We start from the raw sequence: 13,740 nt of genomic DNA on the forward strand, positions 1-13,740 counted from the left end.
ATGTAGCATTCTAAAAATACTATTAGAATAAATAAACACACCATGAAACTAGATAGAAAAGAAATACTTAAAGCCCTAGAAACAATTACAATTGCTGGTGAAGGAAAGAATATGGTAGAGAGCGGTGCAATTACAAACGTAATCACTTTTGGAGATGAGGTAGTTGTTGATTTAGTATTGCATACACCAGCGATGCACATCAAGAAACGCGCTGAAGATGATATCAAAAAAACGATCCTTGAATTGGTTTCGGCTGAAGCCAAAATTAAAATCAATACGAAAGTTGAAGTAGCTGATAAGCCAGAAATTAAAGGAAAATCAATACCAGGAATCAAAAATATTATAGCCGTAGCCTCTGGAAAAGGAGGAGTAGGTAAATCAACAGTTACAGCAAACCTAGCTGTAACATTAGCAAAAATGGGTTTTTCAGTAGGGATTTTAGATGCTGATATTTACGGACCATCTATGCCTATTATGTTTGATGTTGAAAATGAAAAACCAATATCAGTTACTGTTGATGGAAGGTCTAAAATGAAACCAGTAGAAAGTTATGAAGTTAAAATTCTATCTATTGGGTTTTTTACAGCACCAAGTCAAGCCGTAATCTGGAGAGGACCAATGGCTTCCAAAGCATTGAACCAAATGATTTTTGATGCTGATTGGGGAGAACTTGATTTTATGCTTATTGATTTGCCTCCAGGAACAGGAGATATTCACTTGTCTATTGTACAATCATTGCCTATTACCGGTGCCGTTGTAGTAAGTACACCACAAGCGGTTGCTTTGGCTGATGCCAAAAAAGGTGTATCCATGTTCTTGTCTGAAGCTATCAACGTTCCTGTTTTAGGAATTATTGAAAACATGGCGTATTTCACACCCGAAGAGTTACCAGAAAACAAATACTACATCTTTGGTCAAGAAGGAGCCAAGAATCTTTCAGAGGATTTAGGCGTACCTTTCTTGGGGGAAATTCCAATTGTACAATCTATTCGCGAAGCTGGAGATTACGGTCGTCCTGCAGCCATGCAAATGGCCTCAGTAGTAGAACATATTTTTGATGAGGTAACCCGCAATGTAGTGCGTGAGGTAGTAGCTCGTAACGAAAGTTTACCAGCCACCGAAGCAGTAAAAATAACAACAATGGCCGGTTGCTCAGCGGTAAAAAAATAATATTAGAATTTTTTGAAAATGATTTATAATCTTTCAATTTTCTAATCTTTCACTCTTTAAATAAAGAAAATGACAACAGAAGAATTAACAATAGAAGTTCAAAAAGCACTCGAAGAAATAAGACCTTTCTTGAATTCAGATGGGGGCGATATTACACTTATCTCCATTGAAGATGACAAGCATGTAAAGGTTCGTCTTGAAGGAGCTTGCACCAGTTGTAGCGTAAACCAAATGACGCTGCGAGCAGGTGTTGAAACAACCATCAAAAAATTTGCTCCTCAAATAGAAACTGTTGTCAATATTTTATAACATCAGTATGGCGTGACCCTTTTATTAAAATAGGCTACAAGTAGTACAACTGAGAAGCCTATTTTAATAAAACGGTCAGGCTATCCGCTCCGCTTTGGCGGATTGCTTCTATCCTTCACGCGGGCGCAACTAACTACATAATCGTAACACACACAATAGAATAGCATGGATGTATTAATCAAAATAAAAGATAGAGAAGGAGTAGTGCATGAATTACAAGCTCCTACAGATATGGCAATGAATATAATGGAGCTTTGTAAAGCTTATGAACTTCCTGTAGAAGGAACTTGTGGCGGTATGGCCATGTGTGCTTCTTGCCAATGCTATGTTTTAAATGATGTTGCCCTGCCAGAAATGGGTGATGATGAAGAGGCCATGTTATCTGAAGCTTTTTATGTTAAATCAAACAGCCGTTTGGGATGCCAAATCCCAATTACAGAAGAGTTAGAAGGATTAGAATTAGAATTAGCTCCTGAAAATTAAGCAAAAGTTACCACTAACATACAACCTCAAATAATGAAAATTATTTGAGGTTTTTTTTTATTCAAAATAAAAGAGATATATTCGTACAGTAAAAATCACATTTCAAATTTTCATTACGAATACATGGACCTTACGACCTATTCCCCTGGATTGCATAAACTAGTTACCTTGCAAGTTCAGGACTCTCAAAAATTAACGGATAGTGCCGGTTTCACTAAGGTTACAGAAGAAATTCTGACTCAATTTTCGCTAGAAAAAGTAGGTGTCGTAGTTCATGATTTCGAAAATAGAAGTTTCACCATTTCATTTTGCCTCAAAGAATCCCACATTTGTATTCACACTTGGCCTGAGTACAACCAGCTGACTTTAGATGTCTATTTGTGCAATTATTTACAAGACAATTCACAAAAAGTAAAAGATGTAATGGCTGCCTATGTTTCTTATTTTGATGGGGTGCTTATAAAAGATTTCGAAATTAACAGATAATACGCATGGAAGTTACCTGTACAAATTGCAATCATACCACACAATTAGATCTAAACTTTGATGTAAAAATCTATGCGTGTACCAATTGCGTTTATGTTTATCAAGAACGAGATGGTTTACTATTTAAAGATCAATTAAGACCATTTACATTTTCAGATCAATTACTAGTGGGTCAAGTAGGTTTTTTTAACAATACCGATTATACCATTACGGGGATTTTGGTCAAAGAAAATGAAGGATTTGAATGGACGGAATACATCCTGCAAGGCAAAGAAAATTTTTTATATCTATCCGAAGCCGATGGGCACTGGATTATTCTTGAAGAAATAGAATTTGCTTCAAAAGTAGGGAATCATCCATTAACGGTTGATTATGAAGAACTAACTTTTGACAGATACGATTATTTCTATCCCAAATTAATAGCAGCTCGCGGTTTTTTTGACTTTGATATTTTTGAGAAAGCAGAGCTCATTGAGTATATAAATCCGCCTCAAGTACTTTCTTTTGAACGAAATGGAAGCGAACAAAATGCTTTTTTGGGGAAACACATTTCTAAAGCAGCTGTAAAAAAAGCCTTCAATGCTTCTTATTTACCCACTAAAGTTGGTGTAGGAATGGTGCAGCCTTTTCTGTTTAACTTGCGTAATTTAGCCATTACTTTATGTTGTGTTTTGGCATTAATTTTAGTGTCTAACTGGTATTTAAACAAAGATCGTGTTCGAACAGAAGTCCTGGATACCCAATTAGCGTTGGCTAACTTTACTAATAAAGATTTTGTAAGTCCTAGTTTTACACTCACCGGTAGCGCTGCACCATTAAAAGTACAGTTGTATGCACCCGTGAGCAATTCATGGGTCAATGTTCAAGTGGCGCTGATCAACGAAAAAACAGGTGAAGAAGTTTATGCTAGTAAAGATATTGAGCATTATTCAGGCTACACAGATGGTGAGTCATGGACCGAAGGTTCAAACTCGGAGGAGTTTAATTTATGTGGTGTCCCAGCGGGTACCTATCATTTAAACATCACCCCAATGAAAGCACCAGAGGATGTGACCAGTGATTTTATGAATGTAAAAGTGGTATGGAGCGAGCCTTCATCCAGAAATATTTGGCTCATTTTAATAATCATGGTTGTTTTTGTACTGGTCTTGTATTATGTAGAGAAAAATTTCGAAGCTAAAAGATGGGGAGAAACTAACGAGTCTTTTTTTAATTCTTAAGTATGGATAAGATTTTAGATTTTATGCGCAGTAATGCTCTTTCACTTGTAATAGGAGCACTTTTTTATGCATTGTTTTTATATTACAACACCTCTGGAAGTCAGTTGTGTGATTGCGAATCTACCGAAAATTATAGACCTTCCTCTTCAAATTCACGCGGTGCAGTAAACCGTTTTTATCATAAATAAATTAATTTTAAACTATCAAATATGGATTTTATCGCTTCAAAACCTATTTTAAACTCGCTTGTTTTTTCACTTTTAGGAATTATCATTTTGCTGATAGCGTACTTTATTATTGAAAAACTAACTCCCGAGAATACTTGGAAACAAATTACAGAAAAAAATAATACCGCTGTAGCTATTGTTTTTGGTGCACTTATTATTGGTTTTTCAATGATTATTAGTGCCGCAATACATGGGTAAAAAATTTTTAAAGTTTGAATACCTACTTCTTTTTGCTGTTTTTACAATTGCAACCTGTGGTTTGGTATATGAACTAGTCGCAGGAACGCTTGCCAGTTATTTATTAGGCGATTCAGTGAAACAGTTTTCGTTTATCATAGGGGTCTATCTTTTCTCCATGGGAGTAGGTTCTTATTTTTCTAAATTCCTAACTAAGAACATGCTCAACACCTTTGTTGAAATTGAAATCTTGGTTGGACTTATTGGTGGTTTAAGTTCAGTGGTGCTGTTCTTACTGTTTGAGAGCGTGTACTCTTTTCAATTTATTTTATACCTTTTGGTGTTTGTAACAGGCTGTCTTGTAGGACTTGAAATCCCATTGTTGATGAACATTTTAAAAGACAAAGTACAGTTTAGAGACTTGGTTTCTAATGTGTTTACTTTTGATTATATCGGTGCATTATTGGCATCCATATTATTTCCGTTAGTGTTGGTTCCTAAACTCGGAATCATGGGAACTTCCTTGTTTTTTGGGATGATCAACGTGAGTATTGCCATTGCCTTGTGCTTTCTTTTAAAAGCCGAATTGAAGAGCGTATATCTATTAAGAACCAAGGCCATTGGAGCTTTCTTAATCTTGTTTGTAGTGTACTTGTTTTCAAATTCTATTTTGTCATATTCTGAGGGTAAACTGTATGGGGAAAATATTATTTACTCAAATGCAACTCCCTACCAGCGCATTGTGCTTACTCATAACAAGAGTGATTACCGCTTGTACTTGAATAATAATTTGCAATTCAGCTCAACAGATGAATACAGATATCATGAAGCACTGGTGCATCCTGCTATGTCTATGGCTAAAAAAGTAGATAATGTTTTGGTTTTAGGCGGTGGAGACGGATTAGCCGTTCGAGAAATTTTGAAATACAAAGATGTAAAGCATGTTACTCTTGTAGATCTTGATGAAGGAATGACCAAGATGTTTCAAACCAATTCTGTTTTAACTAAATTCAATGCAAATTCCTTGAATAATCCCAAAGTAGAAGTACTCAACAGAGATGCTTTTGTATGGGCTAAGAATACCAAAAAACAATATGATGTAGTGGTGGTGGACTTTCCAGATCCTTCAAATTACAGCTTAGGGAAGTTGTATTCTTGGAGTTTTTACAGCACCCTCAAACAAATTTTAACTCCTGATGCCGTGGTGGTAGTGCAAACAACCTCGCCGTATTTTGCTCCAAAATCGTTTTGGTGTATCAATAAAACCATGATGGAAGTTTTTCCTCAGGTGGATGCGTATCATGCCTATGTTCCCTCTTTTGGAGAATGGGGGTTTTCCATTGCTCTGAATGGGTTTCAAACTAATTTTAACAGGGTCAACAGACAAGTAGAAGGGTTGCGTTTTTACAATTATCAGTTTGATAAATTCAATTATTTTGCCAAAGATATGATTTCAAAAGACATTGAAATCAATCGATTAGATAACCAAATTTTAGTGCGCTACTTTGATGAAGAATGGGGAAAATTATAATACCTCGAGACGCTTTTTTGTAAAGACGGTTGGATTAGCTTTATTAGCAGTTCCGTTTTTGCAGGCTTGTCAAGAAAAGGTGATTCAGGTTCTTATTCGTTTGTCTGGCACCAATCATATCTTGGGTCACCGATTGCGTACCAAAAACTTTCCAAAACCAACCAAGCAAATTCATATTCCCTATTTAATTGTGGGAGGCGGAATATCCGGGCTAAGTGCTGCTAGGCAATTTTCAAAAAAAGGAATTCATGATTTTTTAGTGGTGGAATTAGAAAACCATTTGGGAGGAAATTCATCAAGTGGAGAAAATAAGTATTCTAAATATCCGCTAGGAGCGCACTACTTACCATTGCCTAATAAAGCCGATCAAGAACTGCTTGATTTTCTTGAGGAAGAAGCCATTATTCAAGGTTATGACCATGAGGGTTTTCCAATATTTGATGCGCAACAACTCACATTTGCACCAGATGAAAGATTGTTTTATAGAAACAATTGGCAGGAAGGTTTGGTGCCAAAAACTGGAAACACGCCAGATGAAGATGCACAAATTCAAGATTTTTTCTTGAAGATGAGTACTTTTAGAACGGGTAAAGATAAAGATGGAGTGTATTATTTTGATATTCCGTTATCCAAGTCTTCTCAGGACTCATCCATACGAGCTTTAGACAAAATGACAATGCTGCAATGGTGCGCGCAAGATGGGTATACAGCGCAACCACTCTTGAATTACATTGATTATTGCTGTAGAGATGATTTTGGTTTAGGGATCAAAGAAGTTTCGGCTTGGGCCGGTATACACTACTTTGCAGCTCGTAAGCAAGACACGGCTCCAGATGGAAATGATACCGTACTTACTTGGCCAGAAGGAAATGCGCGTTTAGCATCACATTTAAAAAAATATGCTCATTCTAAAACACTAACCAATCACATTGTATTTGATATAAAAATTGAAAATAAGAAAGTAATTGCTGCCACATATGATGCGCAAAATCAAACTTCACTTGAGATAATTGCCGATAAGGTTATTATGGCTACACCTCAGTTTGTCAATCAATACTTTTTTAAGGATCGAAAAAAAATCACTAAAGATTTTCATTACGCACCATGGTTTTTGGCAACTCTAGTAGTTTCAGAACTTCCAGATAATGGTAGTTTTCCTTTGTGTTGGGACAATGTAATTTATGGTTCAAAAGGGTTGGGGTATATCTACGACCAACATCAAACTTTAGAGCAAATCCAACCCAAAAAAGTGATTACGTACTACTATAGTTTTTCAACGGTTGAGATCAAGGAAAATCGCAGACTTTTGTACTCCCAAAAAGAAAGCTATTGGAAACAAATAGTTCTTAACGATTTAAAAATGGCACATCCCACCATTGAAAGTTTTATAGAGGACATACACATTCATAGATTGGGACATGGAATGATTAGTCCTGTTCCGGATTTTATTTTTGGTCAAGCCAAAAAAGAAGCTTCAGCTAGCATTGATAATCGGATTTTATTTGCTCATTCTGATTTGGCTGGAATTTCAATTTTTGAAGAAGCATTTCATCAAGGTATTAATATTGTTAACACAATTCTAGATGGAACAACCGTGGATTGATAAGCCTAAAACAGATGTTGTTTTTATTCTAGCACCTGCTTTTTTTCTGGTTGCTGTTGTTTTTTTATTTCAAGATGCGTTACAGTATGTGGAGGAGCATTTTTCCTTTTATACCTGGTTGTTTCTGATTGTTTTTATAGATGTGGCTCATGTGTATGCTACCTTGTTTAAAACGTATTTTGTTCCAGAGGCATTTCAAAAAAAACGGTCTTTATTGATTTTTCTCCCGATTTTATGTTTTGTAATTGGTATGATTCTCTTTAGTTTTGGAAGCCTTGTCTTTTGGTCAGTCTTGGCGTATGTAGCTGTTTTTCATTTTATAAGGCAGCAATATGGATTCATGCGCTTGTATTCACGTAAAGAAGTAAAAACCAAGTGGAGTACTTTTTTCGATGCTTTAGTTATTTATACCGCTACAGGATATCCTATGTTGTATTGGTTTTTCTCAACACCTAGAGCTTTCAACTGGTTCACGCCCCATGATTTTGTAAAACTTGAACATCAAGGGATTTTAAGTGTATTGGGTTGGGTTTACGCACTAATTCTTGTAAGTTATCTAGTTTTTACGGGGTATAAATATGTAAAAGATCAGTATTTTAATATTCCAAAAAATGCCATTATTGCCGGAACTTTTTTATCATGGTATTTCGGAATCGTATATTTTAATAATGATTTGGTTTTTACGTTACTCAATGTGGTTTCTCACGGTATTCCGTATATGGCTTTGATTTATCTTAATGACATTCAAAAAAATAGTACCAATTCATATCGTTTTTTAGGTTCTCTGCGTGGCGCTAGAGGAGTACTTCTTTTTATTAGTTTTGTGCTTTTTATCGCTTTTTGCGAAGAATATTTTTGGGAAATATTGGTTTGGAACGATCAGTTTGCTGTTGTTAATTATGATTTTTCTAGCTGGCAATTTATCTTGGTTCCCTTACTCACAGTACCTCAATTTACCCATTACTTGCTTGATGGTTTTATTTGGAAATCCAAGTAAAAATTTGCTGTGTAAAGTCGGTTTTTAATTTTCGTTCTGCGAAGTAATCTTTTCGCAACAGTTTAAATATAGTCTTTTAAAAGTGTGGGGCCTTCAAGGATTTCTTTTACTACCTGCAGCGTACCATCTTCTTTAGTATCAATAAACCATTTTATTAATGTTATGGTTCCTTCAACGATTTCTATTCCGGTTATGCTACGCGGATGTACGCAACTACCGTCGTTAAAATAAGGAACAGTATGAGCATTGGGATAAGAAAAACTAGGTCTGTGTGTATGTCCTACAATGGTAAGTTTCCTATTGTTATTTGCAATCCATTTTTTTATTCTGAGTTCAATTTTTATGCGTTCCACATAATTTTTTGCTGGACTTGTAGGATCAGAAATTCCCCATATTTGCAGTGGTCTCCATAATATTCGTACTAAAAACCGATTTATTTTCCAACCTACATAATTCATATAATCGGCTTGATGACCGTGGGTTAAAAACAATTCTTGTTTGGTTTCTTTATGTTGTAGAACTAAAGCTTCGTGACATTGAATACCAGTAAACAGGGGCTGAACGGTATCGTTTTGAGTATTGGTATAGGTAAACAGTATTTTTTCAACATTTTTTTTGTCCTTAAAATTCATTTCATGATTCCCCCAAATTTTAAAATACCGATTTGAATCGTGGAATTTTTTTAACAACAAGTACACGCTTTTATGGGCTTCAAAAATGGTTTTGAAATAGACGTTTTCCCATAATTCATCACCGTCACCAAGTTCAAAATAAGAAAAGCCTTCTTTGTAATATTGGGTCATGGCGTGAAAATACACATTTCTATTGTCTGCAAAGTCATCTGCAAAACTATTATCACTTCTGTGGCAATCACTAAATAAAATGAATTTTGATGTGTCATCAAAGGGAATTCTTGCTGCTTCTGTGTATGCTCTTGTTAATCTTTTTTGGGATGACATCTTTGCTTTTTAGTGCAATAAAGATAAAAAAAATACGGTAAAAAGTAGTCCATAAGCCTACTCTTTACCGTATTTATTATTTAAAATCCTGGCTTAAGCCAAAGCGACATTTAGTGTTAATGACTCTTCTATAGCATCCCAAAGTCCAATTCTTTTTTCTAATGCCATTTTCGAAACTTCCTCCACATCTGACCATTTTTGTTCGTCAGTACCACATAGCTCTGTGATCATTTTCATGGCCATTGGTCCGTGTTCGTCACCGTCAAGTTCAATATGTCTTTCAAAATAATAGATAAGTTTACTCAAGTCTGTTTCAGGGAAATTAGCTTGAAAGTTCTTCAAGATTTCAGTAAACATACTTGGAATTAAATCTTCTCTACCAAAAGTGAAAGCAGCGGCAATTTCATGAGATTTACCTTCTTCAATAACTCGGAAAGTAAAGTCTAAAAAAGCTTTAATGTTGGGATGTAAATTACTTGTTTTAATAGCAACAAAAATATTTTTCAAAGAGTCTACTTCTTGTAAAAAGCTTTTGATTCCATTGGTATCTGCTTGACACGCTTCCATGGCCTCAATATACATTTCATAATGACTGGAACGTTTACCATCAAGAGTCAAATCAGACTCTTCGGCTAATACAATTTCATTGATTAAATATCTCGTTTCAGGATTTACAGTTGCAAACCAAGGTGTTGTTGTGCAGGTAAGCTTTGACTGAAGCGCTTTTAAAAGTGACATAAAATCCCAAACAGCGTAGACGTGATTTTCAAGAAAACACTGTAAATCTTCAATTGTTCTCACTTTGTTGTACAATGTGTGCTGCAGTAATTGTTCTTTTTGTGATTGAATACTTTTGTTTATTGTGGCAATATTCATAGGTGGTATTTTTGTGTAAAGATAAAAAAGCTTCTTGTTTCCAAGAAGCCTTTGTTATCATTTTTAAGTATACTTTAATAAACGTTTACTACTACTTAAAAGCTGGAATTCCAGTAATATCCATACCTGTGATTAGCAAGTGAATGTCGTGTGTCCCTTCGTATGTAATTACAGATTCTAAGTTCATCATGTGGCGCATAATTGAGTATTCTCCAGTAATCCCCATTCCACCTAAAATTTGTCTGGCTTCACGAGCTATATTGATAGCCATGTCAACATTGTTTCTTTTGGCCATCGAGATTTGAGCCGTTGTTGCTTTTCCTTCATTTCGTAAAACACCAAGTCTCCAAGTTAGTAATTGTGCTTTGGTGATTTCGGTAATCATTTCCGCCAATTTCTTTTGTTGTAATTGTGTTCCTGCAATTGGTTTGTCAAACTGAATTCTTTCTTTAGCATAACGCAAAGCAGTATCGTAGCAATCCATAGCGGCACCAATAGCGCCCCAAGCAATTCCGTAACGAGCCGAGTCTAAGCAACCAAGCGGTGCTCCTAATCCAGATTTATTTGGTAAAAGGTTTTCTTTTGGAACCTTTACGTTGTCAAAAATTAATTCTCCTGTAGATGATGCACGAAGCGACCATTTGTTGTGCGTTTCTGGAGTAGTGAAACCTTCCATGCCACGCTCTACAATCAAACCGTGAATTCTACCTTCTTCATTTTTAGCCCAAACTACAGCAATATCTGCAAACGGAGCATTAGAAATCCACATTTTGGCACCATTTAAAAGGTAATGGTCACCCATGTCCTTAAAGTTGGTTGTCATTCCACCAGGATTAGATCCATGATCAGGTTCGGTCAAGCCAAAACAACCCATGAATTCTCCGGTAGCTAATTTTGGTAAGTATTTCATGCGTTGCTCTTCGTTTCCATATTTCCAAATAGGATACATCACTAAAGAGGATTGCACAGATGAAGTAGAACGAACACCAGAATCTCCGCGCTCAATTTCTTGCATGATCAAACCGTATGATATTTGGTCTAAACCAGCACCTCCGTATTCAACAGGGATGTACGGACCAAAACCACCAATTTCACCCAAACCTTTTATAATTTGTTTCGGGAATTCAGCACGTTGTGCAAAGTCTTCAATAATAGGCGATACTTTTTTTTTTACCCAAGCACGTGCCGATTCGCGCACTAGTTTGTGTTCTTCGGTTAGTAAATCGTCTAAGTTATAATAATCTGGTGATTGAAATAAGTCTGGTTTCATGGTTTAGAATTTTATAGCTACAAATTTACATAAAGAAATATAACAAAACCATTAACAATTGTTATATTTTTGTACGACTTGATTTTTTAATTAAATTTCAATTGATTTTTATAGATTATTTGTGAAATTCTGATATCTCTTAAAAAATGAGTTTCTTTACAGGCTCAAAAAAACAACAAATGAAAACTTATTTTTTATATCTGATCTCTTTCTTTTCATTTTTTTATTTACCACTTCAAGCACAAAAGGTTTTTGAAATAAATCAATACACACATTTTCAAGATGAAATTAGGAGATTAGCAAGCTCTTACCCTGATAGTGCTTTAATTGTTGCAAAGAGATTAGAAAAATCAATAGATTTTGAACAAAAAATTTTTGCCAAAGGCTCTATTGCATTTTTAAATCAAATCAAAGGCGATACAGTACGATCAAATCAAGAAATTAATGAAGCAATTAGGCTTTCTGCAAAAATTCCAAATTCAGAAAAAAAATACAGGACTTTAGCTTATTTAAATAACTACATGGGAGTTATTGACCGATTAAGAGGTAAATTAAGTTCAGCTTTATTAAAACTTAACAAAGGTTTAGAGTTTTCAAAAAAGGCTAATGATATTATACAGGTTGTAAAGATGGAAATGAATATTGCGGGAATTAACTACGGAATAGGAAATTATAAGTTAGCAATAAAATCACTTAAAAATTCTGAAAAGTTAATCCAAAAAAATAATATTTTATTTAATCATGATGACTTTTTTATAACTAAATCTAATTTGTTTTCTGATTTGGGTGTAAACTATGAAGCTTTATTTAAAAATGATACAAGTAAAGTGAATAGGAAATTTTTAGATTCGGCTATGTTTTTTTACAAAAAGGCGATTCCTTATTCTAAGCACGCTTTATCTAATAAAATTAAAGTTCAAAACAACATTGCACTGCTTTATACAGAATTAAATAAAATAGATAGTGCTATAAATATATATCAAAATGTTTTAGTTGAAAGTAAAGATAATAATTTAAAAGAAGAGCTTTACATTGCCTCCTATAATTTAGGATATTCTTATTTCGTGGCTAAAAAGTATGAAAAGTCTTTGGTTTATTTTAATAAAGTAGATTCTCTATATAATATTGATAATTCTAGGCCTGATGAATATACTAATTCCAAATATTATCAATCTAAAATTTATGAAATTAAAAAGGATTACGATAAAGCAATTCAATATGCTTCTATCTATCTCAAAAATTTTGAGAAAAATGAGCTGAAGTTAGTAGAAGAAAAACAAAAAATTAGCATTATTCAAAACAATTTGGGTTTAAAAAATGAAATGCAGCAATTACATGATAAGTATATCACTCAAGTTGTTTTAAGGAAATTAGGTTTGTATTTATTATTAATCACTATTGCTTTGTTAATCTTTTTTGTCGTACGAGGTTATAAACTTAGGAAAACCGAGGAAGCCAAGTTTAATGACATTATGGACCAATATAAAAAGTTAGATAACAAAATTGTAAGTGATTCTAATGTTGAGTTTGAAGCGAGTATTGAAAATCTACAAAATAGTAGTGCTTCATTAAATTTAGACGTAGAGAAAGAGATTCAATTATTAAATAAATTAAAAGAACTTGAAGAAAAAGAAGTTTTCTTAAATCAAGATTTTACACTTCAATTTGTGGCTAAAAAAATCAAAACAAATACAACATATTTATCGTATGTGGTAAATAAAAATTTTCAAAAAACATTTAGTGAATATGCAAACGAATTGAAAGTTAACTATGTTGTAGCGCAAATGATCAAGAATTCATTATATAGAAAATACTCTACTCAAGCCATAGCTGAAAGTGTTGGGTATAAAAATGCAACTTCTTTTGCAAGGACATTTAACAAAAAAACTGGACTTAGTCCAGTTCAATTTGCCCAAAAATTGGATAAGTTAGATGTAAATGATAATTAAGGTTTAATTGTAAAGTATTGTGTATTTGGTTTAATTTGATCAACTATTTCCGATTTGATATAAGTTGAAATTATTGGTGATCCACCTGGTCCACCTGTTCCATTTTGCCCCCCTGGGTTGGTGGGGTCTTCAGGTAATTCATTTTCATCAAGATCATTTGTATTTAACCACCCATCAGGTTGACCTCCTTTAATTATAGTTTGAGATTTAGTTGACAAAGAGTACTTCTCAAATTCACTAATTTTCGATTTGTTGTTTTTCATTTTCTTTCAATATTTATTTCTTCAAATTTAGTTAATCATTTAGTTTGTTTTTTAAAGTCCTGACTTACTTTGAAAAATTAATTTACAAATAATTGATTATTAATTAATTGTATTTTTTTTACACTATGTTAATTTATAAATTGTATCAGTTACAATTTAAAAATTGCGGTTGTATTTGTTTTGTTTACACTTAAAATACATTAAAATTTGCCTTGTCAAT

At 34.0% G+C, this 13,740-nt stretch carries 15 protein-coding genes; 11 read left to right on the plus strand and 4 right to left on the minus strand.

The features are described 5' to 3' along the window. Positions 1-42 precede the first annotated feature (42 nt). The 10 genes from LQ189_RS00240 (at position 43) to LQ189_RS00285 (ending at position 8,203) form a co-directional block, all read left to right on the plus strand. Positions 43-1,170 carry an Mrp/NBP35 family ATP-binding protein gene (locus tag LQ189_RS00240; RefSeq protein ID WP_086453351.1) on the plus strand — a complete coding sequence of 376 codons (1,128 nt, stop codon included), beginning with the start codon at positions 43-45 and terminating at the stop codon, positions 1,168-1,170. A gap of 69 nt (positions 1,171-1,239) precedes the next feature. Continuing rightward, positions 1,240-1,479: a NifU family protein gene (locus tag LQ189_RS00245; RefSeq protein ID WP_073205171.1), complete on the plus strand. Its 240-nt coding sequence runs from the start codon at positions 1,240-1,242 to the stop codon at positions 1,477-1,479. A 165-nt stretch (positions 1,480-1,644) separates the two neighbouring features. After that, a complete protein-coding gene (locus LQ189_RS00250) occupies positions 1,645-1,962 on the plus strand; it encodes a 2Fe-2S iron-sulfur cluster-binding protein (protein WP_086453350.1) in 318 nt (105 codons plus the stop codon). Between the two features lie 123 nt (positions 1,963-2,085). After that, positions 2,086-2,448: an S-adenosylmethionine decarboxylase family protein gene (locus LQ189_RS00255; protein ID WP_158728591.1), complete on the plus strand. Its 363-nt coding sequence runs from the start codon at positions 2,086-2,088 to the stop codon at positions 2,446-2,448. Between the two features lie 5 nt (positions 2,449-2,453). Next, positions 2,454-3,668, plus strand: coding sequence for a DUF4178 domain-containing protein (locus LQ189_RS00260; RefSeq protein WP_230153801.1), 1,215 nt, complete (start codon positions 2,454-2,456; stop codon positions 3,666-3,668). Positions 3,669-3,670: 2 nt separating this feature from the next. Next, entirely contained in the window at positions 3,671-3,856 is a 186-nt protein-coding gene (locus LQ189_RS00265) for a hypothetical protein (protein ID WP_158728589.1), read from the plus strand. Positions 3,857-3,877: 21 nt separating this feature from the next. Continuing rightward, on the plus strand, positions 3,878-4,093 hold the full coding sequence (locus LQ189_RS00270) for a DUF350 domain-containing protein (protein ID WP_144891223.1): 216 nt from the start codon (positions 3,878-3,880) through the stop codon (positions 4,091-4,093). Beyond that, positions 4,086-5,603: a polyamine aminopropyltransferase gene (locus LQ189_RS00275; RefSeq protein WP_230153802.1), complete on the plus strand. Its 1,518-nt coding sequence runs from the start codon at positions 4,086-4,088 to the stop codon at positions 5,601-5,603. The genes LQ189_RS00270 and LQ189_RS00275 overlap by 8 nt, the downstream gene beginning before the upstream one ends. Next, the gene (locus LQ189_RS00280; RefSeq protein ID WP_230153803.1) at positions 5,581-7,206 is read left to right on the plus strand and encodes an NAD(P)-binding protein; all 1,626 of its coding nucleotides are present in this window, start codon (positions 5,581-5,583) and stop codon (positions 7,204-7,206) included. The genes LQ189_RS00275 and LQ189_RS00280 overlap by 23 nt, the downstream gene beginning before the upstream one ends. Next, positions 7,187-8,203, plus strand: coding sequence for a hypothetical protein (locus LQ189_RS00285; protein ID WP_230153804.1), 1,017 nt, complete (start codon positions 7,187-7,189; stop codon positions 8,201-8,203). The genes LQ189_RS00280 and LQ189_RS00285 overlap by 20 nt, the downstream gene beginning before the upstream one ends. Before the next feature lie 62 nt (positions 8,204-8,265). Here LQ189_RS00285 and LQ189_RS00290 read toward each other — a convergent pair whose 3' ends face one another. The 3 genes from LQ189_RS00290 to LQ189_RS00300 form a co-directional block, all read right to left on the minus strand. After that, positions 8,266-9,162: a serine/threonine protein phosphatase gene (locus tag LQ189_RS00290; protein WP_230153805.1), complete on the minus strand. Its 897-nt coding sequence runs from the start codon at positions 9,160-9,162 to the stop codon at positions 8,266-8,268. A gap of 93 nt (positions 9,163-9,255) precedes the next feature. Further along, positions 9,256-10,038 (minus strand): DUF3050 domain-containing protein, encoded by a 783-nt coding sequence (locus LQ189_RS00295; protein WP_230153806.1) that lies wholly within the window; start codon positions 10,036-10,038, stop codon positions 9,256-9,258. A 91-nt stretch (positions 10,039-10,129) separates the two neighbouring features. Then, positions 10,130-11,308 (minus strand): acyl-CoA dehydrogenase family protein, encoded by a 1,179-nt coding sequence (locus LQ189_RS00300; RefSeq protein WP_230153807.1) that lies wholly within the window; start codon positions 11,306-11,308, stop codon positions 10,130-10,132. Between the two features lie 146 nt (positions 11,309-11,454). Between LQ189_RS00300 and LQ189_RS00305 the strand changes: the two genes are divergently transcribed. After that, positions 11,455-13,257 carry a helix-turn-helix domain-containing protein gene (locus LQ189_RS00305; protein WP_230153808.1) on the plus strand — a complete coding sequence of 601 codons (1,803 nt, stop codon included), beginning with the start codon at positions 11,455-11,457 and terminating at the stop codon, positions 13,255-13,257. On the opposite strand, the gene LQ189_RS00310 is transcribed toward LQ189_RS00305, so the two are convergent. After that, entirely contained in the window at positions 13,254-13,520 is a 267-nt protein-coding gene (locus LQ189_RS00310; RefSeq protein ID WP_230153809.1) for a hypothetical protein, read from the minus strand. The genes LQ189_RS00305 and LQ189_RS00310 overlap by 4 nt on opposite strands. Between the last annotated feature and the right edge of the window lie 220 nt (positions 13,521-13,740).

Source organism: Flavobacterium sp. CECT 9288, from assembly GCF_918731615.1.
In the GTDB taxonomy this organism is placed as follows: Bacteria; Bacteroidota; Bacteroidia; order Flavobacteriales; family Flavobacteriaceae; genus Flavobacterium.

Bases quoted from the DNA above. Each gene is read 5' to 3' on its own strand.
- LQ189_RS00240 (WP_086453351.1), top strand. From the start codon at position 43: ATGAAACTAGATAGAAAAGAAATACTTAAAGCCCTAGAAACAATTACA.
- LQ189_RS00245 (WP_073205171.1), top strand. From the start codon at position 1,240: ATGACAACAGAAGAATTAACAATAGAAGTTCAAAAAGCACTCGAAGAA.
- LQ189_RS00250 (WP_086453350.1), top strand. From the start codon at position 1,645: ATGGATGTATTAATCAAAATAAAAGATAGAGAAGGAGTAGTGCATGAA.
- LQ189_RS00255 (WP_158728591.1), top strand. From the start codon at position 2,086: ATGGACCTTACGACCTATTCCCCTGGATTGCATAAACTAGTTACCTTG.
- LQ189_RS00260 (WP_230153801.1), top strand. From the start codon at position 2,454: ATGGAAGTTACCTGTACAAATTGCAATCATACCACACAATTAGATCTA.
- LQ189_RS00265 (WP_158728589.1), top strand. From the start codon at position 3,671: ATGGATAAGATTTTAGATTTTATGCGCAGTAATGCTCTTTCACTTGTA.
- LQ189_RS00270 (WP_144891223.1), top strand. From the start codon at position 3,878: ATGGATTTTATCGCTTCAAAACCTATTTTAAACTCGCTTGTTTTTTCA.
- LQ189_RS00275 (WP_230153802.1), top strand. From the start codon at position 4,086: ATGGGTAAAAAATTTTTAAAGTTTGAATACCTACTTCTTTTTGCTGTT.
- LQ189_RS00280 (WP_230153803.1), top strand. From the start codon at position 5,581: ATGAAGAATGGGGAAAATTATAATACCTCGAGACGCTTTTTTGTAAAG.
- LQ189_RS00285 (WP_230153804.1), top strand. From the start codon at position 7,187: ATGGAACAACCGTGGATTGATAAGCCTAAAACAGATGTTGTTTTTATT.
- LQ189_RS00290 (WP_230153805.1), bottom strand. From the start codon at position 9,162: ATGTCATCCCAAAAAAGATTAACAAGAGCATACACAGAAGCAGCAAGA.
- LQ189_RS00295 (WP_230153806.1), bottom strand. From the start codon at position 10,038: ATGAATATTGCCACAATAAACAAAAGTATTCAATCACAAAAAGAACAA.
- LQ189_RS00300 (WP_230153807.1), bottom strand. From the start codon at position 11,308: ATGAAACCAGACTTATTTCAATCACCAGATTATTATAACTTAGACGAT.
- LQ189_RS00305 (WP_230153808.1), top strand. From the start codon at position 11,455: ATGAGTTTCTTTACAGGCTCAAAAAAACAACAAATGAAAACTTATTTT.
- LQ189_RS00310 (WP_230153809.1), bottom strand. From the start codon at position 13,520: ATGAAAAACAACAAATCGAAAATTAGTGAATTTGAGAAGTACTCTTTG.